The organism is Streptacidiphilus jeojiense (assembly GCF_000719095.1).
Taxonomy (GTDB): domain Bacteria; phylum Actinomycetota; class Actinomycetes; order Streptomycetales; family Streptomycetaceae; genus Streptacidiphilus; species Streptacidiphilus jeojiensis.
Genome location: NZ_JOEH01000006.1, coordinates 159,259 through 184,621 on the forward strand (window position 1 = coordinate 159,259; position 25,363 = coordinate 184,621).

General features: G+C 73.5%; 25 protein-coding genes. 13 read left to right on the top strand and 12 right to left on the bottom strand.

Annotated elements, in window-relative coordinates; all coding sequences use genetic code 11:
* Positions 1–29 precede the first annotated feature (29 nt).
* Positions 30–2,645 carry an ATP-dependent helicase HrpB gene (gene hrpB, locus IF29_RS0109240; RefSeq protein WP_030252204.1) on the top strand — a complete coding sequence of 872 codons (2,616 nt, stop codon included), beginning with the start codon at positions 30–32 and terminating at the stop codon, positions 2,643–2,645.
* A 74-nt stretch (positions 2,646–2,719) separates the two neighbouring features.
* Here hrpB and IF29_RS0109245 read toward each other — a convergent pair whose 3' ends face one another.
* Entirely contained in the window at positions 2,720–2,935 is a 216-nt protein-coding gene (locus IF29_RS0109245; RefSeq protein WP_030252205.1) for a hypothetical protein, read from the bottom strand.
* Positions 2,936–3,285: 350 nt separating this feature from the next.
* Between IF29_RS0109245 and IF29_RS0109250 the strand changes: the two genes are divergently transcribed.
* Entirely contained in the window at positions 3,286–4,140 is an 855-nt protein-coding gene (locus tag IF29_RS0109250; RefSeq protein WP_232242077.1) for a putative protein N(5)-glutamine methyltransferase, read from the top strand.
* Positions 4,141–4,180: 40 nt separating this feature from the next.
* On the opposite strand, the gene IF29_RS0109255 is transcribed toward IF29_RS0109250, so the two are convergent.
* Positions 4,181–5,011: an NADPH-dependent F420 reductase gene (locus IF29_RS0109255; protein ID WP_269664996.1), complete on the bottom strand. Its 831-nt coding sequence runs from the start codon at positions 5,009–5,011 to the stop codon at positions 4,181–4,183.
* On the opposite strand from IF29_RS0109255, the gene IF29_RS0109260 reads away from it, so the two are divergent.
* Positions 4,937–5,551, top strand: coding sequence for a DUF6629 family protein (locus tag IF29_RS0109260; protein WP_269664997.1), 615 nt, complete (start codon positions 4,937–4,939; stop codon positions 5,549–5,551). The genes IF29_RS0109255 and IF29_RS0109260 overlap by 75 nt on opposite strands.
* Here IF29_RS0109260 and IF29_RS0109265 read toward each other — a convergent pair.
* The 3 genes from IF29_RS0109265 to cobF all read right to left on the bottom strand — a co-directional run bounded on the left by IF29_RS0109265 (position 5,545) and on the right by cobF (position 7,830).
* Positions 5,545–6,117 (bottom strand): COG4315 family predicted lipoprotein, encoded by a 573-nt coding sequence (locus IF29_RS0109265; RefSeq protein ID WP_030252213.1) that lies wholly within the window; start codon positions 6,115–6,117, stop codon positions 5,545–5,547. The genes IF29_RS0109260 and IF29_RS0109265 overlap by 7 nt on opposite strands.
* A gap of 133 nt (positions 6,118–6,250) precedes the next feature.
* Positions 6,251–7,063, bottom strand: coding sequence for a cobalt-precorrin-6A reductase (locus IF29_RS0109270; protein ID WP_051725085.1), 813 nt, complete (start codon positions 7,061–7,063; stop codon positions 6,251–6,253).
* Entirely contained in the window at positions 7,060–7,830 is a 771-nt protein-coding gene (cobF, locus tag IF29_RS0109275; RefSeq protein WP_030252216.1) for a precorrin-6A synthase (deacetylating), read from the bottom strand. The genes IF29_RS0109270 and cobF overlap by 4 nt, the downstream gene beginning before the upstream one ends.
* A 104-nt stretch (positions 7,831–7,934) precedes the next feature.
* Between cobF and IF29_RS0109280 the strand changes: the two genes are divergently transcribed.
* The 5 genes from IF29_RS0109280 to IF29_RS0109300 all read left to right on the top strand — a co-directional run bounded on the left by IF29_RS0109280 (position 7,935) and on the right by IF29_RS0109300 (position 13,266).
* Positions 7,935–8,642 (top strand): transglycosylase SLT domain-containing protein, encoded by a 708-nt coding sequence (locus tag IF29_RS0109280; protein WP_030252219.1) that lies wholly within the window; start codon positions 7,935–7,937, stop codon positions 8,640–8,642.
* Between the two features lie 74 nt (positions 8,643–8,716).
* Positions 8,717–8,944: a hypothetical protein gene (locus tag IF29_RS0109285; protein ID WP_030252221.1), complete on the top strand. Its 228-nt coding sequence runs from the start codon at positions 8,717–8,719 to the stop codon at positions 8,942–8,944.
* Positions 8,945–9,042: 98 nt separating this feature from the next.
* On the top strand, positions 9,043–10,143 hold the full coding sequence (locus IF29_RS0109290) for a calcium:cation antiporter (protein ID WP_030252223.1): 1,101 nt from the start codon (positions 9,043–9,045) through the stop codon (positions 10,141–10,143).
* A 113-nt stretch (positions 10,144–10,256) separates the two neighbouring features.
* A complete protein-coding gene (locus IF29_RS0109295) occupies positions 10,257–10,997 on the top strand; it encodes a DUF2470 domain-containing protein (protein WP_037594689.1) in 741 nt (246 codons plus the stop codon).
* A 124-nt stretch (positions 10,998–11,121) separates the two neighbouring features.
* Positions 11,122–13,266 carry an alpha-galactosidase gene (locus IF29_RS0109300; protein ID WP_030252227.1) on the top strand — a complete coding sequence of 715 codons (2,145 nt, stop codon included), beginning with the start codon at positions 11,122–11,124 and terminating at the stop codon, positions 13,264–13,266.
* Between the two features lie 37 nt (positions 13,267–13,303).
* Here IF29_RS0109300 and IF29_RS0109305 read toward each other — a convergent pair whose 3' ends face one another.
* Together IF29_RS0109305 and ppk2 are read right to left on the bottom strand one after the other, a co-directional pair.
* Positions 13,304–14,260, bottom strand: coding sequence for a magnesium transporter CorA family protein (locus tag IF29_RS0109305; protein WP_030252230.1), 957 nt, complete (start codon positions 14,258–14,260; stop codon positions 13,304–13,306).
* Positions 14,257–15,186 (bottom strand): polyphosphate kinase 2, encoded by a 930-nt coding sequence (gene ppk2, locus IF29_RS0109310; RefSeq protein WP_051725086.1) that lies wholly within the window; start codon positions 15,184–15,186, stop codon positions 14,257–14,259. The genes IF29_RS0109305 and ppk2 overlap by 4 nt, the downstream gene beginning before the upstream one ends.
* A gap of 236 nt (positions 15,187–15,422) precedes the next feature.
* Between ppk2 and IF29_RS0109315 the strand changes: the two genes are divergently transcribed.
* A complete protein-coding gene (locus IF29_RS0109315) occupies positions 15,423–15,953 on the top strand; it encodes an NUDIX domain-containing protein (RefSeq protein WP_030252235.1) in 531 nt (176 codons plus the stop codon).
* A gap of 64 nt (positions 15,954–16,017) precedes the next feature.
* Here IF29_RS0109315 and IF29_RS0109320 read toward each other — a convergent pair whose 3' ends face one another.
* Positions 16,018–16,506: a hypothetical protein gene (locus IF29_RS0109320; protein ID WP_157623665.1), complete on the bottom strand. Its 489-nt coding sequence runs from the start codon at positions 16,504–16,506 to the stop codon at positions 16,018–16,020.
* Positions 16,507–16,680: 174 nt separating this feature from the next.
* Positions 16,681–17,142, bottom strand: a complete 462-nt coding sequence (locus IF29_RS0109325; protein WP_051725087.1) for a MarR family winged helix-turn-helix transcriptional regulator — start codon at positions 17,140–17,142, stop codon at positions 16,681–16,683.
* Positions 17,143–17,241: 99 nt separating this feature from the next.
* Between IF29_RS0109325 and IF29_RS0109330 the strand changes: the two genes are divergently transcribed.
* Both IF29_RS0109330 and IF29_RS0109335 read left to right on the top strand, forming a co-directional pair.
* Positions 17,242–18,300 (top strand): ABC transporter permease, encoded by a 1,059-nt coding sequence (locus IF29_RS0109330; protein WP_232242078.1) that lies wholly within the window; start codon positions 17,242–17,244, stop codon positions 18,298–18,300.
* A gap of 36 nt (positions 18,301–18,336) precedes the next feature.
* Positions 18,337–19,470, top strand: coding sequence for a S1C family serine protease (locus IF29_RS0109335; protein ID WP_084713814.1), 1,134 nt, complete (start codon positions 18,337–18,339; stop codon positions 19,468–19,470).
* A 60-nt stretch (positions 19,471–19,530) separates the two neighbouring features.
* Here IF29_RS0109335 and IF29_RS0109340 read toward each other — a convergent pair whose 3' ends face one another.
* From IF29_RS0109340 to IF29_RS0109350, 3 genes are all read right to left on the bottom strand, one after another.
* Complete coding sequence (locus tag IF29_RS0109340; protein ID WP_030252245.1) at positions 19,531–20,571, bottom strand: NAD(P)-dependent alcohol dehydrogenase; 1,041 nt, start codon at positions 20,569–20,571, stop codon at positions 19,531–19,533.
* Positions 20,572–20,659: 88 nt separating this feature from the next.
* The gene (locus tag IF29_RS0109345) at positions 20,660–21,445 is read right to left on the bottom strand and encodes an SDR family NAD(P)-dependent oxidoreductase (RefSeq protein ID WP_051725089.1); all 786 of its coding nucleotides are present in this window, start codon (positions 21,443–21,445) and stop codon (positions 20,660–20,662) included.
* Between the two features lie 14 nt (positions 21,446–21,459).
* Positions 21,460–22,086, bottom strand: coding sequence for a TetR/AcrR family transcriptional regulator (locus tag IF29_RS0109350; RefSeq protein WP_030252249.1), 627 nt, complete (start codon positions 22,084–22,086; stop codon positions 21,460–21,462).
* A 144-nt stretch (positions 22,087–22,230) separates the two neighbouring features.
* Here IF29_RS0109350 and IF29_RS0109355 point away from each other — a divergent pair, with 144 nt between their 5' ends.
* Together IF29_RS0109355 and IF29_RS0109360 are read left to right on the top strand one after the other, a co-directional pair.
* Positions 22,231–22,995 (top strand): HAD family hydrolase, encoded by a 765-nt coding sequence (locus IF29_RS0109355; RefSeq protein ID WP_030252251.1) that lies wholly within the window; start codon positions 22,231–22,233, stop codon positions 22,993–22,995.
* Positions 22,992–25,352, top strand: coding sequence for a glycoside hydrolase family 65 protein (locus tag IF29_RS0109360; protein ID WP_030252253.1), 2,361 nt, complete (start codon positions 22,992–22,994; stop codon positions 25,350–25,352). The genes IF29_RS0109355 and IF29_RS0109360 overlap by 4 nt, the downstream gene beginning before the upstream one ends.
* The last annotated feature ends 11 nt before the right edge of the window (positions 25,353–25,363 follow it).

Here is a 25,363-nt window from a genome sequence, read left to right on the forward strand (position 1 = left end):
GCGGGGAAGGCGGATGCGAGACTGCCCGGGTGAACCCCGCCTGGCTCGATCTCCCGGTCCGCAGCGCCCTGCCCGAGCTGCGGCGCGCTCTCGCGGAGCGCGGCGCGGCCGTGCTCGAAGCACCGCCCGGGACCGGCAAGACCACGCTGGTGCCGCTGGCGCTGGCCGGGCTGGTAGACGGCGACCCCGGCGCTGGTACCGCGGGCGCCCCGGGTGAGCGGCGAAGGGTGCTGGTCGCCGAGCCGAGGCGGCTGGCGGTCCGCGCGGCCGCGCGGCGGATGGCCTGGCTGCTGGGGACTCCGGTGGGCGAGGACGTCGGCTTCACCGTACGCGGGGAGCGCCGGATGGGGCCGCGCGCCGTGGTCGAGGTGGTCACCACCGGGGTGCTGCTGCAGCGGCTGCAACGGGACCAGGAGCTCTCCGGCGTGGACGTGGTGCTGCTGGACGAGTGCCACGAACGGCATCTGGACGCGGACACCGCACTGGCCTTCCTGCTGGACGTACGGGCCGCGCTCCGCCCGGAGCTGCAGCTGCTCTGCGCCTCGGCGACCTCCGACACCGCGGCCTGGGCGGCGCTGCTCGGGGACGGCGCTCCGGCGCCGGTGGTGGCGGCGCAGGGGATCCAGTACCCGGTCGAGGTGGTCTGGGCGCCGCCGCCGCGTCCGGTCCGGCCGCCGCAGGGCCTGCGCACCGATCCGGCGCTGTTGGAGCAGGTCGCCGCGACCGTGCTGAGGGCGCTGCGCGAGCGGGACGGGGACGTGCTGTGCTTCCTGCCCGGCGCCGGCGAGATCACCAGGGTCGCCGGACTGCTGGCCGGCGCCGGGGGAGCGGCGGAGGTGCTGCAGCTGCACGGCCGGGCCGACCGCGCGGTCCAGGACGCGGTGCTCAGCCCGGCCGGCGACCGCCGCCGGATCGTGCTGTCCACCTCCGTGGCGGAGTCCTCGCTGACCGTGCCGGGGGTGCGCAGCGTGGTGGACTGCGGGCTGGCCAGGGAACCGCGCACGGACCATGCGCGCGGGCTGTCCAGCCTGGTCACCGTGCGGGCCTCGCTGGCGACCGGGCGGCAGCGGGCGGGCCGGGCCGGACGCGAGGGCCCCGGCGCCGTCTACCGATGCTGGGCCGAGGTCGAGGACGCCAGGGCCCGGGCCCTGCCCACGCCGGAGATCCTCCAGGCCGACCTGACCTCCTTCGCGCTGCAGGCCGCCTGCTGGGGCGCCCCCGGCGGCCAGGGGCTCGCCCTGCCCGACCCGCCGCCGGACGGTGCGATGGCCGCCGCCCGGGAGACGCTGACCGCGCTGGGCGCGGTCGACGCCGACGGGCGGGCGACCGCCCGGGGTACCCGGATCGCCCGCACCGGGCTGCACCCCCGGCTGGCCCGGGCGCTGCTGGACGGTGCCGCGCCGGTGGGCGCGGAGCGGGCGGCGGAGCTGGTGGCGCTGCTCTCCGAGGAGCCGCCGCGGGCCCTCGGCGACGATCTGACCGCAGTCTGGCGCACCGTCAGGACCGGGCGCGACCCCTATGCGGCCCGCTGGCGCGAGGAGGTCCGCCGGCTGCGGCGGCAGCCGGACGCCGGGGACTCCAAGGAGGACGGTGCCGGGACCCGGCGTGCGGACCGAGCGGTGCCCGATGCTACGGCGGCCGGCCTGGTCGTCGCGCTGGCCTTCCCCGAGCGCATCGCCAGGGCGCGCGGCGGCGCCCCCGAGCCGGGAGCCCGCGCCTCCTATCTGATGGCCTCCGGCACCGCCGCCGAGTCCGCGGCCGGCTCCGCCCTGTCCGGTGCCGAGTGGATCGCGGTGGCCGTCGCCGACCGTCCGGCCGGGTCGCCGTCCGCGCGGGTGCAGCTGGCCGCGGCTCTCGACGAGGCCACCGCCCGACGTGCCGGCGCCTCGCTGCTGACGGTGCGTGAGGAGGTCCGCTGGGTTGTGCCGCCGGGATCCCGGCGCGGCGATGTGGTCGCCCGCAGGGTCGAGTCGCTGGGGGCGGTGGAGCTCGCGGCCGAGCCGCTGCCCGCCCCGGACCGGGCCCTGCTGCAGGCGGCCCTGCTGGAGGGGCTGGCCGCCGAGGGTGTCGGCGGGTTGCTGACCTGGTCGGCCGAGGCAACCGGACTTCGGCAGCGGCTGGCGTTCCTGCACCGCGAGCTCGGCGAGCCCTGGCCCGACGTCTCCGACGGGGCGCTGCTGGAACAGGCCGACGCATGGCTGGAGCCGGAGCTCTCCCGGGCCCGGCGCCGCTCGGACCTGGAGCGCATCGGTACGGCGTCGGCGCTGGCCAGGCTGCTGCCCTGGGCCTCGGGCCAGGCCGGACGGCTGGACGAGTTGGCCCCGGAGCGGATCACCGTTCCCACCGGATCACGGATCCGGGTCGACTACTCCGCTGACCGGCCGGTGCTCGCGGTCAAGCTGCAGGAGCTGTTCGGCTGGCAGGAGACCCCGCGACTGGCGGACGGACGCGTTCCGCTGACGGTGCATCTGCTGTCGCCCGCGGGCCGTCCCGCGGCCGTCACCGGTGATCTGGCGTCCTTCTGGCGCGACGGCTACCGCGCGGTCCGGGCCGACCTGCGCGGCCGCTACCCGCGGCATCCCTGGCCCGGGGACCCGGCCACCGCGCAGCCCACGCGACGCGCCAACCCGCGCCGGGACGGCTGACCGGCGTCCGGCGCTGCGGCGACTCGGCACGGCAGCAGGCTCAGCGCCGCAGTGGGCTCAGCACCTCAGCGGGTTCAGCACCACAGCAGGCCGAACAGCCCGGACGCGCGGGGTGCCGGGCGGGCCGGCGTCAGCTCCGCCGGGCCCGGTCCCGGGACGGTGACGGGATCCATGCCGAGGACGATCCGGTCGTAGGCGCGCAGCTGTGCGCGTCCTGACCCGCCGTCCTCGACGGACCCGGCAGCCGGGCCCGGCCTTCGGGTGTCCCTCGAGTGCCGCTGCGGTACCACGGTTCGGTCTCCTTCGCCCCAGGGGTGCGTGCGCTGCTACGCCCCGGGCGGTCGCGAACGGCCGTCGGACCACCCGCCCCCGTGGGTTCTGGCCGGGCCCAAGAGTACGCCAAAGCACGAGAGTTGGGTGCATATGCCAGACGGCGGCGGTCCCGGCCCGGAACGGGCCTCCCGCAGGGCGGTGCGCGCGGCGGCGATCGGGTACTGTGGCGCTCGGCCAGTAGAGACACCGACCGAGGAGGTGGGACCCATTACCGCTGTCGCAGTCCGGGTGCTCCGCTCCCCGGCCTCCGGGACTCCTCCGAGGCCCTGACGGGACGAGCGCCCTTCGGTATCCCGAAAGGCTCCCTGTGTCCTTCCCCGTTCTGCCCTCTTCCCCCGCCGCACCGGCCGACGGCCTCGACGCCGTGGTCTCCCGGCTCCGTGCCGCGGGCTGCGTCTTCGCCGAGGACGAGGCGGCGCTGCTCGTCGCGGCCGCCACCACCCCGGCCGAGCTCGACTCGATGGTCCGCCGCCGGGCCGCCGGCCTCCCGCTGGAGCACATCCTCGGCTGGGCCGGGTTCTGCGGCCTGCGGGTCGCGGTGGACCCGCAGGTCTTCGTGCCCCGGGTGCGCACCGAATTCCTGGTGCGGCAGGCCGCAGCGCTCGCCCCGCCGGACGCCGTGGTCGTCGACCTGTGCTGCGGCACCGGCGCGGTGGGCCTGGCGCTGCTCGCGGACCTGGCCGCCGCCGGAACCCCCGCCGCCGAACTGCACGCCGCCGACATCGACCCGGCGTCGGTGCGCTGCGCCCGCCGCAACCTCACCGCCCCTGGCAGAGGCGCGCCCGACTGCGGCGCCATGAGTATCGCGGTCCACCAGGGCGACCTCTACGACCCGCTGCCGGAGCGGCTGCGCGGTCGGGTCGACCTGCTGGTCGTCAACGCCCCCTACGTGCCCACCGAGGCCATCGCCCTGCTGCCGACCGAGGCGCGGGTGCACGAGGCCAGGGTGGCCCTGGACGGCGGCCCGGACGGCCTGGACCTGCACCGGCGGGTCGCCGCCGGGGCGGACCGGTGGCTGGCGCCGGGCGGCAGCCTGCTGATAGAGACCAGCGAACGCCAGGCCGAGCAGACCGCCGCGGTCTTCGCCGCCGGCGGTCTGCTGTCCCGGATCACCGGTTCGGACGAACTGGACGCCACCGTGGTCATCGGCACCAGGCCCTGACCGGACCACCCGGCTGAACCGTCCGGCCCCGCCGTCGCGGTCACCCCTGCGCCAGCGCCTCCCGCAGCTGCTCGGCGGTGAGGTGCGGGCCGTAGGCGGGCTTGTCCCGGTCGAAGCGCCGGCCCTCGGCCAGCGGGCCGGCGTCGACCACGTCGAAGCCGAACTCCTCGATCAGGGCGGCCACGGTCTTCTTGGCCTCTGCGTCGTCCCCGGCGATCGGCAGCGCGCGCCGGTTCGGGGTGCCGGCCGGGGCGGCCTCGTCGCCGATCGCGGCGGCGGCGATGTTGTTGAACGCCTTGACCACGTGGGAGTCCGGCAGATGGGCGGCGAGCACCTCGCTCACCGAGGTCCGGCCGCTGTCGATGTCCGGGAAGTGGCCGTCCCGCTCGAAGTAGTAGTTGTTGGTGTCGATCACGGTCTTGCCGCCCAGCGGCTCGGCCGGGATCCGGGTGTAGTTCTTGAACGGGACGGTGACCACGACCAGGTCGCCCGTCGCGCCCGCCTCCGCCGCCGTGGCCGCGCTCGCCAGCGGGCCGAGCGCGGCCACGACGTCGGCCAGGGTCTCCGGGCCGCGCGAGTTGCTGAGCACGACGTTGTGTCCGTGGGCGACCGCCTGCCTGGCGATGGCCTGGCCGATGTTGCCGCTGCCGATGAGTCCGATGGTTGCCATGGATGGAGTCCTCCCCCGTTGCGGCACGCTGAACCAGCGATCCCCCCGTACGGCGGCTACGTTGGTGCGATGTGCTGGAGTTCGACCGCCGACCTGGTCGCGGGCGGCGCCGTCACCGCCGTCGGGGTGGTCACGCTGGCCTCGGTGCGGCGCGGCCGTGACGCACTGCTGGCCGCGCTGCCGCTGGTGCTGGGCCTGCACCAGCTGATCGAGTCGGTCGTCTGGCGCGGCGCAGAAGGCGAGGTGGGTGCCGGTACGGCCGCGGTGGCGCGGACGGCCTGGGCCGTGATCGCCTATCCGCTGCTGCCGCTGCTGGTGCCGGTCGGGGTGCTACTGGCGGTACGGGCCGCGGTCTCGCCGGCCCGGCGCCGACTGCTGCTGGCGCTGGTGCTCCTCGGCCTGGTGGTCTCGGCGGTGCTGGCCGTCGCGGTGGCCCGGCACGGGGCCAGTGCGCAGATCGACGGGCACACCCTGCGCTACGGCGTCGGGGTGGGCCGTCCGGTGCCGATCGGTACCGGATACCTGCTGGCCACGGTGGGCGCGCTGCTCGCGAGCGGGCAGCGCGACATCCGTGCGGTGGGGGTGGCCTGCGGTGTGGGGGCGGTGGTCTGCCTGCTGCTGTGGCAGACGGCCTTCGTGTCGACCTGGTGCGCGTTGGCCGCGGTCGCCAGCCTGCTGGTGCTGCGCTGGGTCCGTCGCTCCCGGACCGCGGACCGGCGGGTGCCGCTCGCCGCTCAGTAGCCGCCGTAGCCGCCGGAGCTGCTGGGCGAGGTGCTGGGTGCGCTCCCGGAGCCGGTGATCGCGCTGCCGTCGGGGGCGAGCAGGTACCAGGCGCCGCCGAAGGCGGTGACGCCCTGGCCGTTGATGTCACCGGCCTTGGTGTCCTTGACGAAGTAGTAGAGCGGATGGCCGCCGTAGGTGACCTGGGTCGACTTGTCGGCCCTGGTGCTGGTGCCGACCATCGAGGCGGTGAGCCCGCTGGTGACCGGTGTTCCGGTGGCGTGGTCCGGCGGCCAGGCGACCGCGCAGGCGCCGTTGCAGGCGGAGGTGGTGCCGGTGTCGGCCTCGAACAGGTAGAGCGCCCGCCCGGACCCGTCGACCAGGATCTGGCCGTCGGCCGAGGAGGCGGTCTTCAGGGTGGTGCTGCCGCCCGCCGCGGATCCGCCGGCCGGCGATCCGCTGGCGGCTGCCGTGGTCGGCGCGGACGAGGAGGCACTGCTGGTGCCGCTGCTGGAGCAGCCTGCCGCGAGGGCCGCGACGGCGCCTGCGGCGAGCACTCCGGTAAGGACACGATTCTTTCGGATCATGACGGATCTTCTTCCGCCGGGACCGCCGCCGCGCCCGTTGCGTCGCAGCCGGTCCACCGGCCCGCCTAGGCGGGTCCGCATCCTCAGGTACGCGCAGGCGACAGCACAGGTTCAGCACAGATCCGGTACAGGTTCAGGCCCGCAGCCCGCGCAGCCAGGCTCGTACGGCGGTGGTGTCGGCGGCCGTCGGCACGCCGGGGGGCGGGGCGGGGCGGGTCACCACGACCACCGGGATCCCGGCCTCGCGGGCGGCGGCGAGCTTGGGCGCGGTGGCGGTGCCGCCGCTGTCCCTGGTGACCAGGACGTCGATTCGGTGCTCGCGCAGCAGCGCGCGCTCGCCGTCCAGGGTGAAGGGGCCCCGGTCGAGCAGGACCCGGACCCGGGCCGGCAGCGGCGGCTCCGGGGCGTCGACGGAGCGCACCAGGAAGTGCTGCGGCAGCCCGGCGAAGGCCGCCAGCCCGCCGCGTCCGGTGGTCAGGAACACCCGCCGGTCCGCGGCGGCCGTGGCCGCCGCGGGTCCGGGCGTCAGCCCGGGTGCGGACAGCAGCGCGGCGGCCTGCTCCAGCGAGGCGGCCGGATGCCAGCGGTCGCCCGGACCCGCCGTCCATCCCGGCCGGCGCAGCGCCAGCAGCGGCACTCCGGTGGCCGCCGCGGCCCCGGCCGCATTGGCGCTGATGGTGGCGGCGAAGGGATGGGTGGCGTCGACGACCGCCGCGACCCGGTGCTCGCGCAGCCAGCGGGCCAGGCCCTCGGCGCCGCCGAAGCCGCCGATCCGGACCCGGCCGGGCGGCAGCAGCGGCTGGGCCACCCGGCCCGCCAGCGAGCTGGTGACGGTCAGTGACGGGTCGTCGGCGAGTTCGGCGGCCAGCAGCCGGGCCTGGGCGGTGCCGCCGAGGACCAGGACGTGCAGCGGGTGTGACGGGCTGGGGTGCGGCGGGCTGGTCACGGCCGGCGCAGCAGATAGGTGTCCATGATCCAGCCCTTGCGGGCCCGGGCCTCCGCCCGCAGCGCCACGATGCGTTCGGCGACCTCGGCGAGCCGTCCCGAGACCAGGATCTCGTCGGTGGTCCCGATGTAGGCGCCCCAGAAGATCTCCAGCTCAGGGTCGAGACCGGCGAAGGACTGGTGCGCGTCCAGCATCACCACCAGGTCGTCCACGCCCTCCGGCAGCCCCCCGGCCTCGGCCAGCCTGCGGCCGGTGGTGATCTGCACCGGCCGGCCCACCCGGTTCAGGCCGGTGCGGTGCCGGGCGGCCAGCGCGGAGACGCTGCTGATGCCGGGGACCACCTCGCAGTCGAAGTCCACCGCGCCCCGCCCGCGCACCTCGGCCAGGATCGCCAGCGTGCTGTCGTAGAGCGAGGGGTCGCCCCAGACCAGGAAGGCGCCGCAACCGCCCTCCGGAAGTTCGTCCCTGACGAGCCGTTCGTAGATGTCGGCCCGGCGGCTGCGCCAGTCGTCCACGGCCGGGGTGTAGCCGGGGGTGGCGGCGGTGCGGTCGCGCTCGGGGTCGGTGGCCTGCACCACCCGGTAGGGGTGGTCCACGTGCCGGTCCAGGATCTCCTCGCGCAGCCCGGTCAGATCGGACTTCTCCCGGCCCTTGTCGAGCAGGAAGAAGACCTCGGCGCGGTTGAGCGCCTTGACCGCCTGAAGGGTGAGATGGTCCGGGTCGCCCGCGCCGATGCCGACGACGCAGATCGTCCTTCTGTCGTTCATGGCCGAGAGTCTGCCAGGCAGGAGATAGGTTGCCTGGTACCGGGTCGTCGCCCGGTACCAGGCACGATGGCGGCCGGCGGGCCGGGAGCGGTGGGAGGCGGAGGATGCCGGGGGAGCAGCGGAAGTCACGGTGGGGCTGGTTCCTGGTACTGGCGGCGGTCGTGGTGATCGGCTGGATCGCCCGGCCCGGCGGCCATGACTCCGGCACGGCGGCTGCGGCACCGTCACAGTCCGCCCCCGCCGGCTCCGCGTCCAGAAGCGCTTCGGAGGCCCCCTCCGGTTCGGCCTCCGCCCCGGAGACCGGGGTGGTCCAGCCCTACGACCCGGCGCACTACGCCGCCGACACGGTCAGGTACGGCAGGCAGGCCGGGATCGACCCGCAGCTGCTGATGGCGATCCTCTACAACGAGTCCTACAAGCCGCACGACGCCGCCAGCGAGCGGGCCTGGCAGAAGCTGAAGCCCGGCGCGTCCTTCGGCATCGCCAACATGCACGAGGCGGCCTTCGACGAGACCAAGCAGGGCCGCTCCTTCGCCGATCGCAGCTGGACCGAGCTGCCGGACCATCCGGACCTCGCGATCGAGGCCGAGGCCTGGTTCCTGCACGACCTCAGGACCCAGCTGCCCGCGCAGCACACCGGCAGCCTGACCCAGGACGAGCTGCTGGCCCTCGGCTACAACACCGGGGCCTCCAACATGCGGGCCTTCGCCCGCGGGGTGAAGCTCGGCTCGATGGCCCAGTCGTACCTGGACACCCTGCGGCAGAACTGGGACAAGGCCGGCCGGGCGGTCGCCTCCGCCACGTCGGGCTGAGACTGGCCGATCCGCCACCGTTGCGCGCCAGTTGAGTATCCGTCAGGGTGGCTTGGACGGGAGGGGGTCGGGCGATGATCGTACTGATCGCCATCGCACTGCTGTGGGGCGGGTCGATGGGGATGACGCGCCGTTGCGGGGCCTACGACCGGGCCACCAGGGCCCGCTGCCGCAATCCGGCGAAGGGCTACTTCAAGCGCTGCCCGCAGCACACCGCCCGGGTGGCGGTCGGCTCGGACCTGGTGGCGGTGGTGTTGGTGGTGGCCGCGGTGGTGGTCGCGATCAACACGGTGCACCGCTGACGCCGACCCGGCTGACCCGCCGGTCAGGCTGACCCGGGTGGCGGCGTCAGCTGTCCTCAATATCCTGAATGTCGGTTTCGCTGTGACAGTCTGACCCTATGTCGGACTCCGGTCGCTCCCCGCTGCTCTCCTGGACGGTCATCGCCCCGGCGATCGCACTGGTCCTCCTGGTGCTGACCTGGGGGCGGCACATCGACCCGGTGCTGGCCGTGGTGATCGCCGCGGTACTGGCCGCGGCGGTGCTCGCCGCCGTGCACCACGCCGAGGTGGTCGCGCACCGGGTCGGCGAGCCGTTCGGGTCGCTGGTGCTGGCGGTGGCGGTCACCGTGATCGAGGTGGCGCTGATCGTCACCCTGATGATCTCGGGCGGCGACGACAGCGCCTCGCTGGCCAGGGACACCGTCTTCGCCGCCGTCATGATCACCACCAATGGCATCGTCGGGATCTCGCTCCTGGTCGGCGCGCTCCGCTACGGGATGGCGCTGTTCAACTCCGAGGGCACCGGGGCCGCGCTGGCCACCGTTACCGCGCTCAGCGCGCTGAGCCTGGCGCTGCCGACCTTCACCACCAGCGCCCCCGGGCCGGAGTTCTCCTCCACCCAGCTCACCTTCGCCGCGCTGGCCTCGCTGGTGCTCTACCTGCTGTTCGTCTCCACCCAGGCGGGCCGGCACCGGGACTTCTTCCTGCCGGTCGCCCCGCCCGAGGCGCCCGAGCAGCCGGAGGCGCACGCGGCCCCGGCCAGTCTCAAGGCCGCGGTGATCAGCCTGGGGCTGCTGCTGGTCGCCCTGGTCGACGTGGTCGGGCTGGCCAAGGTCGAGTCCCACACCATCGAGGACGCCGTCGCGGCGGTGGGCTTCCCGCCGTCCTTCGTCGGTGTGGTCATCGCCCTGCTGGTGCTGGCGCCGGAGACCCTGGCGGCGGTGCGGGCGGCCCGCCGGCACCGGGTGCAGATCAGCCTCAACCTCGCCTACGGCTCCGCCATGGCCAGCATCGGGCTCACCATTCCGGCCATCGCCGTCGCCACGATCTGGCTGAAGGGCCCGCTGCTGCTGGGTCTCGGGCCGACCCAACTGGTGCTGCTGGGGCTGACGGTGGTGGTCAGCATCCTCACCGTGGTCCCGGGGCGGGCCACCCGGCTGCAGGGCGGAGTGCACCTGGTGCTGCTGGCGGCCTTCCTCTTCCTCGCCATCAACCCCTGATTCCTCGCCGTCGATCCCTGGCCGGCCGTCACCCCCGATGTATCGGCGGGGCGAGGTTGGCAGCGGATCCACTGTTAGCTAAGGTAAGCCTTACCTAATCAGATGGAGGTCGAGTGAAGCCTGCCGAGAACGCCGCCGAACCTGTCGAGCCCAGCGAAGCCGAGCGGGTGCGCAGCGTGCTGCAGGCCGCCACCTCGCTGACCGCGGCCGCCAACGGCGGCCGGCACGACCTCCACGGTCCGGACCTGGTCGTCGCCGACGCCGCCGGTCTGGCCCTGCGCGCCCCGGCCGAGTGCCGGCTCACCCGGGAGGTGGTGGTCGCGGGCTCGGCCGGGCTGCCGGTCCTGCTGGAGTGGACCGACCTGGCCCCGCTCCCGGCCGGCAACCGGGTCCGCGCCCAGGTCTGCATCGCCGGACGGCTGCGCGCCTCCCGGCCGACCCGGGACGGCCTGCGGCTGCTGCGGCTCGACCTGCGCCAGATCGTCCTGGACGCCGACGGCGCCGAGACCCTGGTCGACCCGGCCCGGCTGCTCGCGGCCGAGCCGGACCCGCTGGCGGCCGTGGAGGCGGCGCTGCTGCTGCACCTCGACGAGGACCACCAGGACCACGTGACCGCGCTGACCGGACTGATCGGACCGCAACTGCTGTGCGGCGCCCGCCGACTGGTGCCGTACGCGCTGGACCGCTACGGCATCGTGCTGCGGCTGGAGTACGCCGGCGCGCACCGGGACGTCCGGCTGGCCTTCGGCGAGCCGCTCCCCGACGCCGAGCAGGTCGGCCACCGGCTGCACGCCCTGATCGCCGCCGCGGCGGCGGCGCCGACCGGTTCCGGGGCCGGCCACCGGCACGGCTGACCGCACTGCTCCGACCCCTGACGATCAAGTCGGGTGTTGAAGTATGTTGACTACTGTTTCCAGTCTCTGTTCTGATCTGTTATCGCCCTGCAGTCAGGCAGTCGGGCCGAAAGTGGGAGTCGTCGTGCCGCAGATCGTCCACGTCCCGGAACAGCAGCTCTGGATCCTCAGCGGACCGCAGTCCAGCTACGTGTTGCACCTCGACGGCGAGGGTCTGCTGCACGGACTGCACTGGGGTCCCCGGCTGGACGCCGAGCAGGCGGTCTCGCTGCTGGACTTCCCGGCGCCGGTGCACCGCGGCTTCCAGGTCGCCGCCGACGGCCGACTGGACCTGGCGGCGGCCGGCGGCGCCCGCTTCGGCCATGCCGGACTGCAGGTCCGCTTCGCCGACGGAACCCGGGACCTGGAACTGGAACTGACCGGGCACCGGATCGAGGGAGGGGCCGACGGAGCCCCCGCCGAGCTGGTGCTGGAGTTCGCCGACGGCTACTACCCGCTGGCGGTCGAGACCCGCTACCTGCTGCGGCCCGGCAGCGACGTCATCGAGCGCCGGCTGCGGCTGCGGCACACCGGTCCGGTCGAGGGGCGGCCGGAGACGGCTGAGCCGGTGGCCGTCCTGCGGGCCGACTCGGCCACCTGGGTGCTGCCGCCGCTGGACGGCTACCGGCTCAGCCAGGTGCACGGCCAGTGGGCCGCCGAATCGCAGCTGACCCGCAGTGAACTCGCCTACGGGGAAACGGTGCTGACCAGCCGTCGTGGAGTGAGCGGCCACCATGCGCAGCCCTGGGCGATGCTCGACGACGGCACCGCCACCGAGACCGGCGGCGCGGTCTACGGCTGCGCGCTGGCCTGGAGCGGCAGCTGGCAGCTGACGGTGCAGCGGCTGCCCGCCGGCCAGGCGTCGGTCTCGGCGGGTGTGCAGCACACACCGATGGTGCAACTGCTGGCCCCGGGGCAGGAGCTGGAGACTCCGGCCAGTCTCGGCCTGTACAGCGAGGGCGGCTTCGGCGCCGCCAGCCGTGCCTGGCACCGGCACATCAGGTCCGAAGTACTGGAGCACCCCGACGAGTTGCGCCCGGTGCTGTACAACTCCTGGGAGGCCACCTACTTCGACATCGGCCTGGAGAACCAGAAGGCGCTGGCCGACCGGGCCGCCGCGATGGGCGTGGAACTGTTCGTGATGGACGACGGCTGGTTCGGCGCCCGCACCAACGACTCCGCGGGGCTCGGCGACTGGACGCCCAACCCGGACCGCTTCCCGGACGGCCTGGCCCCGCTGATCGACCATGTGCACGGCCTGGGCATGGAGTTCGGCCTCTGGGTCGAGCCGGAGATGACCAACCCGGACAGCGACCTCTACCGCGCCCACCCCGACTGGGTGCTGCACCAGCCGCACCGCCGTCGCACCGAACTGCGCAACCAGCTGGTGCTCAACCTGGCCAGGCCGGAGGTGGCCGACTGGCTGCACGGCACCATCGACGGGCTGCTGCGCGACAACGCCATCGACTTCCTCAAATGGGACATGAACCGTCCCTTCACCGAGGCCGGACCGGTCGGCGCGGGCGGCGACGACCGGCTCTGGACCGACTACACCCGGAACCTCTACGCGGTGCTGGACCGGCTGCGGGCCGACCACCCCTCGGTCCGGATCGAGGACTGCTCCAGCGGCGGCGGTCGGACCGACCTCGGCCTGCTCGCCCGTACCGACCAGGTGTGGACCTCCGACAACACCGACCCGGCGGACCGGCTGCACATCCAGTACGGCTTCTCCCAGCTGCACCCCGCGCAGGTGATGGGCGCCTGGGTCACCGACAGCCCCAACCCGTTCACCCGGCGCAGCACCCCGCTGGACTTCCGCTTCCACTCGGCGATGGCCGGAGCCCTGGGCATCGGCGGCGACCTGGCCGAGTGGACCAAGGAGGAGCTGGCGCGGGCCGCCGAGCTGGTGGCCGCCTACAAGGCGGTCCGGCCGCTGGTGCAGCAGGGCGAGCAGTACCGGCTGCGCGGGCCCGAACAGGAGCTGAGCGCGGTCCAGTTCGTGGCGGCGGACGGGACCGAGAGCGCCGTCCTCGCCTACCGGCGGTCCCGCTCCATGGGCGAGGGCGCACCGGTGCTGCGGCTGCAGGGGCTGCGTCCGGACGCCCGCTACCGGGACGCGGCCACCGGCCGGCTGCACCACGGCGCGGTGCTGCTGGCCCGCGGTCTGCCGCTGGAACTGCCGGAGGGCGACTGGGCCAGCACCCTGGTGCACCTGACGGCCGTCCGGTAGGCCCGCGTCAGCCGGCCCGCCGTCCGGTAAGCCGCCGTCAGATCCAGTCCCGGCGCCGGAAGACCAGGTAGAGCAGGACCGACAGCACGACCATGACCACCGTCGACACCCAGAAGCCGACGTGGGTGCCGAAGCCCGGGTAGGGCACGTTCTGGCCGTAGAAGCCGGTGACCGCGGTCGGGACGGCGATGATCGCCGCCCAGCTGGTCACCTTCTTCATGATCAGGTTCATCCGGTTGCCCTGGACGGTGAGGTTGGTCTCCATGACCGAGGTGACCAGGTCGCGCAGCGACTCGGTCCACTCGGTGGCCCGCAGCACATGGTCGTAGACGTCCTGGTAGTACGGCATCATCGTGTCGCCGACCACATGGAGGTCGCGCCGCAGCAGGGTGTTGACCACCTCGCGCATCGGCAGCACCACCCGGCGCAGCCGTACCAGGTCCCGGCGCAGCTCGTAGGAGCGGCGCTGGACGGTCCTGATCGCGTCGCCGTGGTCCTCGAACAGCAGGCCCTCCAGCGCCTCGATCTGCTCGTCGAGTCGCTGCACGGCGGTGAAGTGGCTGTCCACGACGTAGTCGAGCAGCCCGTGGAGCAGGTAGCCGACGCCCTCCTTGGCCAGGTCGGGGGAGTCGTCCCAGCGGGTCACCACCGGGTCGATGTCGAATTGCCCCTCCTTGCGGATGGTGATCAGCGCGTTCGGGGTGATGAAGGCGGCGATCTCGTCCGCGCTCCCGGGCCCGACCGAGTAGGCGCTGAGGAAGAGATGGGTGCGGTAGCGGTCCAGCTTGGGCCGCTGCCGCTCGTCGCCGGCGTCCTCCACGGCCAGGGCGTGCAGCCCGAACTCCTCGGTGATCATGGTGAAGTCGTCGGAGGTGGGGTCGCAGAGGTCCAGCCACACCGTGCAGTCCGGTTGGCAGACGTAGTCGGAGATGTCCTCGACCGGGAAGTCCTCCAGGTCCAGCCTGCCGTCGCGGTAGAGCCTGGTGCGGGTCACCGCCCGCTCTCCTCGCCCGCCTCCAGCAGGTTGGCCGCCGCACCGACGATCCGCGGGTCGGGCACCCCGACGATCGCGGCGTCCTTGTCGGTGTAGTCGAAGCGGTCCAGCACGCTGCGCATCGCCTCGACCCGGGCGCGCTTCTTGTCGTTGCTCTTCACCACGGTCCAGGGCGCCTGCTTGGTGTCGGTCTCCTGGAACATGGCCACCTTGGCGGCGGTGTACTCGTCCCACAGGTCGAGCGAGGCCAGGTCCATCGGGCTGAGCTTCCACTGCCGCACCGGGTCGATCTGACGGATCGTGAAACGGGTGCGCTGCTCCTCGCGGGAGACCGAGAACCAGAACTTGACCAGCGCGATGCCGTCGTCCACCAGCATCTGCTCGAAGGCCGGCGCCTGCCGCATGAACCGCTCGTACTCGTCGTTGCTGCAGAAGCCCATCACCCGCTCCACCCCGGCCCGGTTGTACCAGGAGCGGTCCAGCAGCACGATCTCGCCCGCGGTGGGCAGGTGCGCGACGTAGCGCTGGAAGTACCACTCGCCGCTCTCCCGCTCGGTCGGCTTCTGCAGGGCGACGACCCGGGTGCCGCGCGGGTTGAGGTGCTCGGTGAAGCGCTTGATGGTGCCGCCCTTGCCGGCGGCGTCCCGGCCCTCGCAGAGGATGACGATGCGCTGGCCGGTGGTCTTCACCCAGCTCTGCAGCTTCAGCAGCTCTATCTGCTGCTGCCGCTTGTGGTGCTCGTACTCGGGGCGCTGCATCCGGTGCTGGTAGGGGTAGTTCTCCCGCCAGGTCTCGACGGCGCTGCCGTCCGGGCGGATCAGCACCGGCTCGTCCTGGTCGGTGTAGTCGATCCGCAGGTCGGAGAGCAGGTCGGTGCCGTGGATCAGCGCCCGCTCGGAACCCGGGCCGCCGTCGTCCAGTGCCATGGGACTCTCCCCTCGTCGCGCCCGCCGTCTGTGGCCCTCTGCCCCACGCCGGCGATCCCCAAGCGTCCTGGCGACGCCTCCCGCCATCGTCGGCGACCGTGCTCGGTGCATGCCACCCCGTGGAGTTTGCCACCGTATGGCCGTCAGATGGCCGGTCTGCGGCAAGACCGGACGGGGTGTCGCGCCGGATGGGAGAGTTGGGCCCACCGAATCCGTCCGACGGAAGGCCGCCGCAGATGAGCCCCTGGCCCACAGTCAGCCGACGCCAGCTCACCGAGGGCCGCTTCATCAGCGCCTTCCAGGACGAGGTCCTGATCGCCGAGGGGGTCACCGGCACCTGGGAGTGGGTCGACCTGGCCGACGCCGTGCGGGTGGTCGCGGTCGACCCGGACGGCCGGATCGCGCTGGTGGAGGACGAGTTCTACCTGCAGCGGCGCCGGCTGCTGCTGGTCCCGGGCGGGGGAGTGGAGCGCACCGAGGAGCCCGAGGCGGCGGCCCGGCGCGAGCTGGAGGAGGAGACCGGCTGGCGCGCCGGACGGCTGGACCCGCTCGGCGTCGTCGAACAACTGCCCACCGCCACCCCGGCCCGGGCGCATCTGTTCCTGGCCCGCGACCTCACCCCCGGCACGCTGGCCCGGGAGGCGAGCGAGGAGGGGATGACACTGCACTGGCGGACCGTGGCGGAGGCGGTGGCGGCGGTGCGCGGGGGCGAGATCACCGAGGCCGGCAGCGTCAGCGCGATCCTGCTGGCGGCGCTCAGTCTCTAGAGGCTCAGTCCTCAGGGGCTCAGGCTTTGGGGGCTCAGCCTTCAGGGGCTCAGCCTTCAGGGGCTCAGCCTTTGGGGAGCGCGCCGGGGATCTCCTCGATCCGGTCGATCGCGTGACCCGGGGCGTCCTCGTCCAGATCACTGCTCTCGTTGCGTTGCGCCGCCCGCACCGCTGTCCCGACCACCGCTCCGACCACGCCGGCGGCGACCAGCACGGCCAGTCGGACCGCCGAGGTGTGCCCGTCCCAGCCGAGGACTCCCCAGCGGCCCAGGTCGAAGCCGTCCAGGAACAGCCAGAACACCAGGCCGACCAGCACGCTGCCGGCCAGGTCGGCGGCGCAGCCGACGGCGAAGGCCGCCAGCGACATCACCACCAGCTCGAACACCGGGTAGGGCCGCTCACCGACGGCGGCGAGCAGCACCGACAGCGGAGCGGCGACCGCGAAGGAGAGCACCGCCAGCATCGGGGCCCGCAGGCCGGCCCGCCGGCCGGTCGCGGTGGCCACGGGGAGGGCCCTGCTGCGGGCTGTGGGGCGGAGGAGTGTGTACGACATGGTGGCCTCCCGCTCGCCTGGTCTAGGAGTGCACCTCCATTACAGGGCGGGCCGGGGCGGCGGTGGGCGGCGTTGACGGCGCCCTGACGGGGCCGTAGCGGATCCTTACGCGATCCTGACGCGCCGCTGTGTGGCGCCCCGTCGCCCGGCGCCCCGTGACCCCGCGCCCGCCGCTCAGTCCGGGTGCGAGCGGCTCAGGTCCAGCGCGTCCGGGTTGGTGTGCTGCACCAGCCGCCGCAGCAGCCCGGCGAGTACGGCCTCGTCCTCGTCGGAGAGGGTCTCGAAGAGGTTGGCGTTGGACTCCTCGATGGCCACCTGGGAGACCTGGACCAGGGCCAGTCCGGACTCGGTCGGGTGGAGCTGCATCACCCGGCGGTTGGTCGGGTGCGGCCGGCGTTCCAGCAGCCCGCGGTCGAGCAGGCCGTTGACGGCGGTGCCCATGGACTGGGCGGTCATCCCGGCCCGCCGGGCGACGGCCGCGCTGGAGATCCCGGGCGACAAGGCCACCTGCACCAGCGCGTTGTGCTGGGCGAGGCTGAGATCCAGCGGGCGCAGCGTCCGCTCCAGTCGCAGCGCCACGGCCTGCGCGAACTGCCAGGCCAGATAGCTGGTTCGGGTGGACGGGTCGTCGATCACCTGGGGGACTCCTGGCTCCGGGAATGTTATAAGGCGCCTGATGGTTGGCTGTTACGATCAACAGGCACCTTATATTTAACTATTACGAGAGGACCGCACGTGTCCCCAGTCGTGTCCGACCATGATGCCGAAACCACGGCGCGGCACGCCCGCCCCGAGCCGCACCCGCACGCACATGTCGTCGTGCACGAGCACGTCGTGGACGAGCCCGCCGCCCGCGTCGGCGCGACCGGGGCCAGGGGAGCGCTGCTGCCCGCTCTCATCGTGCTGGTGATCGGGGCGATCTTCGTCAGCGTCTACCTCGCCGCCTTCCACGCACCCCGGCCGCATCAGCTGCCGGTGGCCGTCGTCGGGTCCACCTCCCAGCAGGCCGCGTCCGCCGAGCACGCCGGCTTCGACCTGCGGGTCTACCCCGACCTGGACTCGGCCCGCAGCGCCGTGCAGCACCGCGACGTCTACGCGGCCTACGACGCCACGGGCCCGAACGGCAGCCCGGTGCTGCTCTACAGCAGCGCCAACGGACCCTCGGTCACCGCGCTGCTCGAAGGGACCTTCCTGCACGGAAAGACCTCGGCCGCCCAGGACGTCCGGCCCGCCTCCAGCGGGGACACCCGCGGCCTGTCCGTCTTCTACTCCGCCTTCGGCCTGGTGCTGGCCGGCTTCCTGTTCGGCACCATGACCTACCAGATGGCGCCCAGGCTGGAGTTCCGCTGGAGGATGGCCGGTCTGGCCTTCTTCAGCGCGGTCGGCGGGCTGGCCGTGGCCGCCATCGCCGGCACCGCCTTCGGCGCGCTGCCCGGTCCCTTCCTCGCCGTCGCCGGGCTCACCGCGCTGATGGCGGCCGCCGTCGGCGGGGCGACCATGGCGCTGGTGCGGCTGCTGGGCCCGGCGGGGGTCAGCGTCTCCTCGGTGCTGCTGCTCATCCTGGGCAACGCCACCAGCGGCGGCATACTGCCCCCGGACTTCCTGCCGGCCTGGCTGCACCCGCTCTCCGCGGTGCTGCCGGTGGGCGTCGGGGTCCGGGCCGTCCAGGGCGTGGCCTACTTCGACAACGACGGCGTGGTCAGGGCGGTCGTGGTGCTGGCGGTGTGGATCGCGGTGTGCGTGGGCGTGCTGTGGCACCGCGACGTCCGGTCGGCGCGGGTGCGCGTCGGCTGACGTTCGCGCCGTCCCACACCGGGCACATGTAGAGACATGAGTGGGACGGACACGGGCCGCCGCGCCCCCAGGCGCGGGTCACTGGTACTGCTGGTGCTGGTGGTCGTCCTGGTGGCCGCGGTCTGGGCGAGCAGCAGGAACGGGCACGGCAGCGGCCGCACGGCGGGACCTGGCGGCACGGCGAGCGGTACGGCCGGGCGGAGCGGATCCGCCCCGCCCTCCGCCGAGGCCGCGCTCACCCTGGCCACCGTCGAGAAGGGCCTGGTGGACATCAACGTGGTGCTCGGCTACCAGGGCGCGCGGGCGGCGGCCACCGGCATGGTGCTGACCCCCTCGGGCGAGGTGCTGACCAACAACCACGTGGTCAACGGCGCCACCGAGATCTCCGCCGTGGACGTCGGCGACGGACGCAGCTACCCCGCGACCGTGGTCGGCTACGACCGCGGCCACGATCTGGCCGTGATCCAGCTGAAGGGGGCCTCGGGGCTGGCCACGGTGCGGCTCGGCGACTCGACCCGGCTGGCGGTCGGCGACCCGGTCACCGCGGTGGGCAACGCCGGCGGCAAGGGCAGCGTCCCCACGGCGGCCGCAGGGCAGGTGACGGGTCTTCAGCGGTCGATCACCGCCGGGGACGACGCCACCGGGGAGTCCGAGCAGCTGACCGGCATGATCCAGGTCGACGCCGCGGTGCAGCCCGGCGACTCGGGCGGACCGCTGCTGGACCGCTCCGGCTCGGTGGTCGGCGTGGACACCGCCGCGTCCGAGGGCTTCAGGTTCCGGGGCGGCACCGGCAACGCCGGGTCGGCGGGCTTCGCCACCCCGATCGCCACCGCCCGCACCGTGGTCGACGCCATCGAGGGCGGCCGGGCCGTGGACGGCATCCACATCGGGGCCACCGCGATGCTGGGCCTCCAGGTTGACGCCACCTTCGACGGCTCGCCCGGGGCCGTGGTCGCCGGAGTGGTGGACGGATCCCCGGCGGCCCGGGCGGGCCTGGTGGCCGGGGACCTGATCACCTCGTTCGACGGCCGGTCGGTGACCGACCCGGGCGCGCTCACCACCCTGGTGACCGGCCACCGCCCCGGTGACCGGGTCACCGTCCAGTGGACCGACCAGGCCGGTGCGACCCACAGCCGGACGGTGACCCTGGCCGCCGGGCCGGCCGACTGAGGCCGGCCCGGGAGTGCCGGGGGCTCAGTCGGCCGGTCAGCCGTTGGGTCAGCCGTTGGGTCAGCCGTTCGGCAGGATCACGGCGCGGCCGTTGATCCGGCCCTCGTGTAGCCGCTGGTAGGCCTTGGGGGCGTCGTCCAGGCTGTAGGTCTCCACGTGGACGTCGATGGCGCCGGACCGGGCCAGGTCCAGCACCTCGATCAGCTCGGACCTGCTGCCCCAGTAGGGGGAGCGGACCGCCGCGTCGTAGGGGGTTGAGCCGAAGCCGACGGTCGCGGCGCCGCCGCCGATGCCGACGATGGTGACGTCCGACTCCACGGCGGCGCAGGCGGTCGCGGTGGCCACGGTGGGCGGCGCGCCGACGAAGTCGAACACGGCCTGGGCGCCCAGGCCGCCGGTCAGTTCGCGGACCTTCGCGGCCGCGTGCTGGTCCGACAGGACGGTCTCGTGCGCGCCGACCTCGCGGGCCAGCGCCAGCTTCTCGTCGTTGACGTCCAGGGCGATCACCCGCGCCGGGGTCAGCGCGCGCAGCAGCTGGATGGCGACGTGCCCGAGACCGCCGGTGCCGATCACCACGGCGGTGCTGCCGGGGACCAGCTTGGGCAGTGAGGTCTTGATGGCGTGATACGGCGTCAGACCGGCGTCGGTGAGCGGCACCGCGGTGACCGGGTCGAGGTCGCCCAGCGGGACCAGGTGGCGCGGGTCGTCCACGATCATGTACTCGGCGATGGCGCCGGGCGCGCCCAGGCCGGGCGGCCGGATGCCCAGCTCCTCGGCGCGCAGGCAGTAGTTCTCCTTGCCCTGGGCGCACATCAGGCAGCTGCCGCAGCCCCAGGGCCCGTACACCGCCACCGAGTCGCCCAGCTCGAAGCCGCTGACCCCCTCGCCCAGCGCGGCGACCGTGCCGGCGCCCTCGTGCCCGAGGGTGAGCGGCAGCGGGAACGGCAGCGCCTCGGCCGGCCAGCTCATCACGGCGATGTCGGAGTGGCACACCCCGGCGGCGGTGACCTTCAGCAGCACCTGCCCGGGGCCGGGCTCAGGGCGGTCGACGGTGACCACCTCGGGGTCGGCGCCGACGGCGCGGTACTGGACGGCCTTCATCTTCTCGGTCGGTACTGCGGCGGACATCATGAACCCACTTTCCGTGCTCTGTGTCTCTGCTCTGTGTCTCTGTTCCCGACTCTGCTTCTCAGCGCGCCGCGTAGGCGCCGTCGACCAGGTGGTAGCTGCCGTTGACGAAGGAGGCGCGGTCGGAGAGCAGGAAGACGGTCAGCTCGGCGACCTCGGCGGCGGTGCCCAGACGGCCCTGCGGGTGCAGCGAGACCAGGTACTCGCGCTGCGGGGCGTCGGCGTTGCGCAGCAGCGGGGTGTCGATGAAGCCGGGGCCGACGGCGTTGACCCGGACGCCCTTGGCGGCGTACTCCACGGCGGCGGTCTTGGTCAGGCCGACCACTCCGTGCTTGGCGGCGGTGTAGGCGGGGGAGCCGGCGAAGCCGTTGGTGCCCAGGATCGAGGCCATGTTGACGACGGCGCCGCCGCCGGAGGCGAGCAGCTGCGGCAGTTCGTAGCGGAGCGAGTAGAAGACGCCGTTGAGGTTGGTGTCGATCACCCGCTTCCAGTCCTCGACCGTGTACTCGCCGGTCGGGGCGGCGATGCCGGCGATCCCGGCGTTGTTGACGGCCAGGTTCAGGCCGCCGAAGGTGCGCACGGTGAACTCGACCGCGGCGCGGACCGACTCGGGGTCGGAGACGTCGACGCGCACGGCGGCGGCCCGGCCGCCGGCCGCGGTGAGCTCCGCGGCGGCGCGCTCGGCGCCCTGCTCGTCGTAGTCGGCGATGACCACGGCGGCTCCGCCGGCGGCCAGGCGGCGGGCGGTCTCCAGGCCGATGCCGGAGGCGCCGCCGGTGACGAAGGCGGTCCTCCCGGCGAACTCGGCGGGGTTGACGGGGGCGATGGTGGTGGGGGCGTTGGACATGGTGGTACCTGGTTTCACTCGGTGGTGGTACTGGTGCTCGGCGCGGGTTCGGCGGCCAGGGCCGCGAACGCCGCGTCGATGAGCTGCGGGAGCGGGGCGGTCGCACCGGGGGCGATCCAGAACTGCACGGCGGTGCTGAAGGCCCCGGCCGCGAGCGAGACGGCCAGCGCGGGGCGCAGGTCGTGCTCGGCGTCCAGGCCGAGGCGTTCCGCGACGATCCGCACCGAGGCGGTCTGGGCCTCGTCCCTGACCCGCAGGTAGGCGGGCAGCAGTGCGGTCTCCCGGTGCAGCAGCCGCAGCAGGTCGGCGGAGCGCTCCAGCCGCGGCCAGGCGGTCGGTTCGCCGTCCAGCCAGACCCGCAGTGCGCGGTGGTAGGCGGTGAGCGGGTTCTCCGCGGCGGGTCGGGCGGCGAGCGCCGCGTTGATCCGCGCGAAGTCCGCCCGCAGCCCGTCGACCACCGCGTCCTCCTTGCCGGCGAAGTACCGGGAGAAGGTCCGGCGGGAGACGTCGGCGCTCTCGCTGATGTCCTCGACGGTGACCCGGTCCAGCCCGCGGTCCAGCACCAGGTTCACGGCGGCGCACGCCATGGCCCGGCGACTCTCCTGGACCTTGCGGACCCTGCGGCCCTCGTTGCTGCTCATGCTCCCGACTGTACTCCTCAAACTGTCCCAGTGGGACAGATGACTCGCCGGGACAGTATGAGACCCGGGTAGGAACACCCTCCGAACGGGCGTGACCGGACGGCCGCAGGCATGGAGATCACCGGAACCGGGAATGCGGGCGGCATGAGCACCCCGAGCACCAGCGTGGGCCTCGGCCTGCCGGACTCCATCTCGGCCTGCCTGTTCGACATGGACGGAGTGCTGACCCGCACCGCCGTCGTCCATGCCGCGGCCTGGAAGCAGATGTTCGACGCGTTCCTGCGCGGCCGCGACGGCGACGGCTTCACGCCGTTCGACGCGACCGAGGACTACGACGAGTACGTGGACGGCCGGCCCCGCGCCGACGGCGTCCGCAGCTTCCTGGCCGCCCGCGGCATCCAACTGCCCGAGGGCGCCCCGGACGACCCGCCGGAGCGCGACACCGTGCAGGGCCTGGGCAACCGCAAGAACATCCTGGTCCAGCAGAAGATCCGGACCGAGGGCGTCGAGGCCTACCCGGGGACGGTCCGCTACCTCAAGGCGGTCCGCGCGGCCGGGCTGGCCACGGCCGTGGTCTCGTCCAGCGCCAACTGCCACGACGTGCTGGTCTCGGCCGGGATCGAGGACCTGCTGGACGTACGGGTGGACGCCGGTGTCGCCCAGCGGCTCGGGCTGCCGGGCAAGCCGCATCCGGACACCTTCCTGGAGGCCGCCCGGGAGCTGGGCGTCGAGCCGGCCGCCGCCGTCGTCTTCGAGGACGCCCTGGTCGGCATGGAGGCCGGCCGCTCCGGCCGGTTCGGCTACGTGGTCGGGGTGGACCGGGTCGGCCAGGCCGACGAACTGCGCGCCCACGGCGCGGACACTGTTGTGCAGGACCTCGCCGAACTGCTGCCTGGAGGGGCTGGATGATCCCGCACCCCGCGTACACCGTCGATCCCTGGACGCTGCGCGAGACCGAGCTGGACCTGGACATGCTGGCGCAGAGCGAGTCGCTGTTCGCGCTCTCCAACGGCCACATCGGCTGGCGCGGCAACCTGGACGAGGGCGAGCCCAACGGCCTGCCGGGGAGCTACCTCAACGGCTTCCACGAGCTGCACCCGATGCCCTACGCCGAGGCCGGCTACGGCAACCCGGAGTCGGGGCAGACCGTCGTCAACGTCACCAACGGCAAGATCATCAGGCTGCTGGTCGACGACGAGCCCTTCGACCTGCGCTACGGCGTGCTGCACAGCCACGAGCGGGTGCTGGACCTGCGCGCCGGGGTGCTCCGCCGCAGCTGCGAGTGGACCTCGCCGGCCGGACGCACCGTCAGGGTGACCTCCACCCGGCTGGTCTCCTTCAGCCAGCGCGCCGTCGCCGCCATCGCCTACGAGGTCGAGCCGATCGACGGCGCGGCGCGGATCGTGGTCCAGTCCGAGCTGGTCGCCGCCGAGCAGATGCCCAGCCAGTCGGCCGACCCCCGGGTCGCCGCCGCGCTGGACCGCACCCTGCAGCCGGAGGCCGGGTACGCGACCGGGACCCGGCTGGCGCTGGCCCACTCCACCCTGCGCAGCGGGCTGCGGATGGCGGTCACCGCCGACCACATGGTGGACGGACCGGAGGGCACCACGACCTTCGCCGAGTTCAGCGAGAACGTCAGCCGACTGCTGGTCACCTCGGTGGTGCAGCCCGGGGGACGGCTGCGGCTGGAGAAGTTCGTCGCCTACGGCTGGTCGGCGGAGCGTTCGCTGCCGGCGCTGCGGGACCAGGTCGAGGCGGCGATGGCGGGCGCCCGCAGCACCGGCTGGAACGAGCTGCTGCGGCAGCAGCGCGAGTACCTGGACGACTTCTGGGAGCGCGCCGACGTCGAGGTCGAGGGCGACGCGGAGATCCAGCAGGCGGTGCGGTTCGCCCTGTTCCACGTGCTGCAGGCCGGGGCCAGGGCCGAGCAGCGGGCGCTCGGCGCCAAGGGCCTGACCGGCTCCGGCTACGACGGGCACAGCTTCTGGGACACCGAGACCGTGGTGCTGCCGGTGCTGGCGGCCACCCTGCCCGAGGCGGTGTCGCACGCGCTGCGCTGGCGCCACTCCACCCTGGGCGCGGCCCGCGAACGCGCCCGACTGCTGGGGCTGGAGGGGGCCGCGTTCCCCTGGCGCACCATCAACGGCGAGGAGGGATCCGGCTACTGGCCGGCCGGAACGGCCGCGTTCCACATCAACGCCGACATCGCCGACGCCGTGGTGCGCTACACCGCTTCCAGCGGCGACCCCGACTTCGAGCGCGAGGTGGGGGTGGAACTGCTGGTGGAGACCGCCCGGTTGTGGCGCTCGCTGGGCCACCACGACAGCGCCGGCGCCTTTCACGTCGACGGGGTCACCGGCCCCGACGAGTACAGCGCGGTCGCCGACGACAACGTCTACACCAACCTGATGGCGCAGGCGAACCTGCGCGCCGCCGCCGACGCGGTCGAGCGACACCCGGAGCAGGCGCACACCCTCGGCGTGGACGCCGAGGAGACCGCCGCCTGGCGCGACGCGGCGGCGGCGATCGCCCTGCCCTACAACCACGACCTCGCCGTGCACGAGCAGTCGGCCGACTTCACCGGCCACCAGACCTGGGACTTCGACCACACCGACCCGGAGCAGTACCCGCTGCTGCTGCACTTCCCCTACTTCGACCTGTACCGCAAGCAGGTGATCAAGCAGGCGGACCTGGTACTGGCGATGTACCTGCGCAGCGAGGCCTTCGACCAGGGCCAGAAGGCACGCAACTTCGCCTACTACGAGCCGCTGACGGTCCGTGACTCCTCGCTGTCGGCCTACTGCCAGGCGGTGATGGCGGCCGAGGTCGGCCACCTTGAGCTGGCCTACGACTACCTGGGCGAGGCCGCCCTGATGGACCTGAACGACCTGGAGAACAACACCAGCGACGGTCTGCACATCGCCTCGCTGGCCGGCACCTGGACGGCCCTGGTGGCCGGACTCGGCGGCATGCGGCTGCGCGGCGACCGGCTGGCCTTCGCCCCCAGCCTGCCGCAACGCCTCAGCCGGCTGGCCTTCCGGCTGCAGTTCCGCGGCCGCAGGCTGCAGGTGGAGATCACCCCGTCCGGCGCCACCTACACCCTGGCCGACGGCCAGCCGCTGGAGCTGTACCACTGCGGCGAGCCCGTCACCGTGAGCACCGACAAGGCGGTCAGCTGCGACCTGCACACCCTGCCCCACCTCCCGGACCCGTCCCAGCCCAAGGGCCGTCAGCCCCTCAAACGCCGCCTGGGCCCGCTGCCCTGACCGTCGACGAC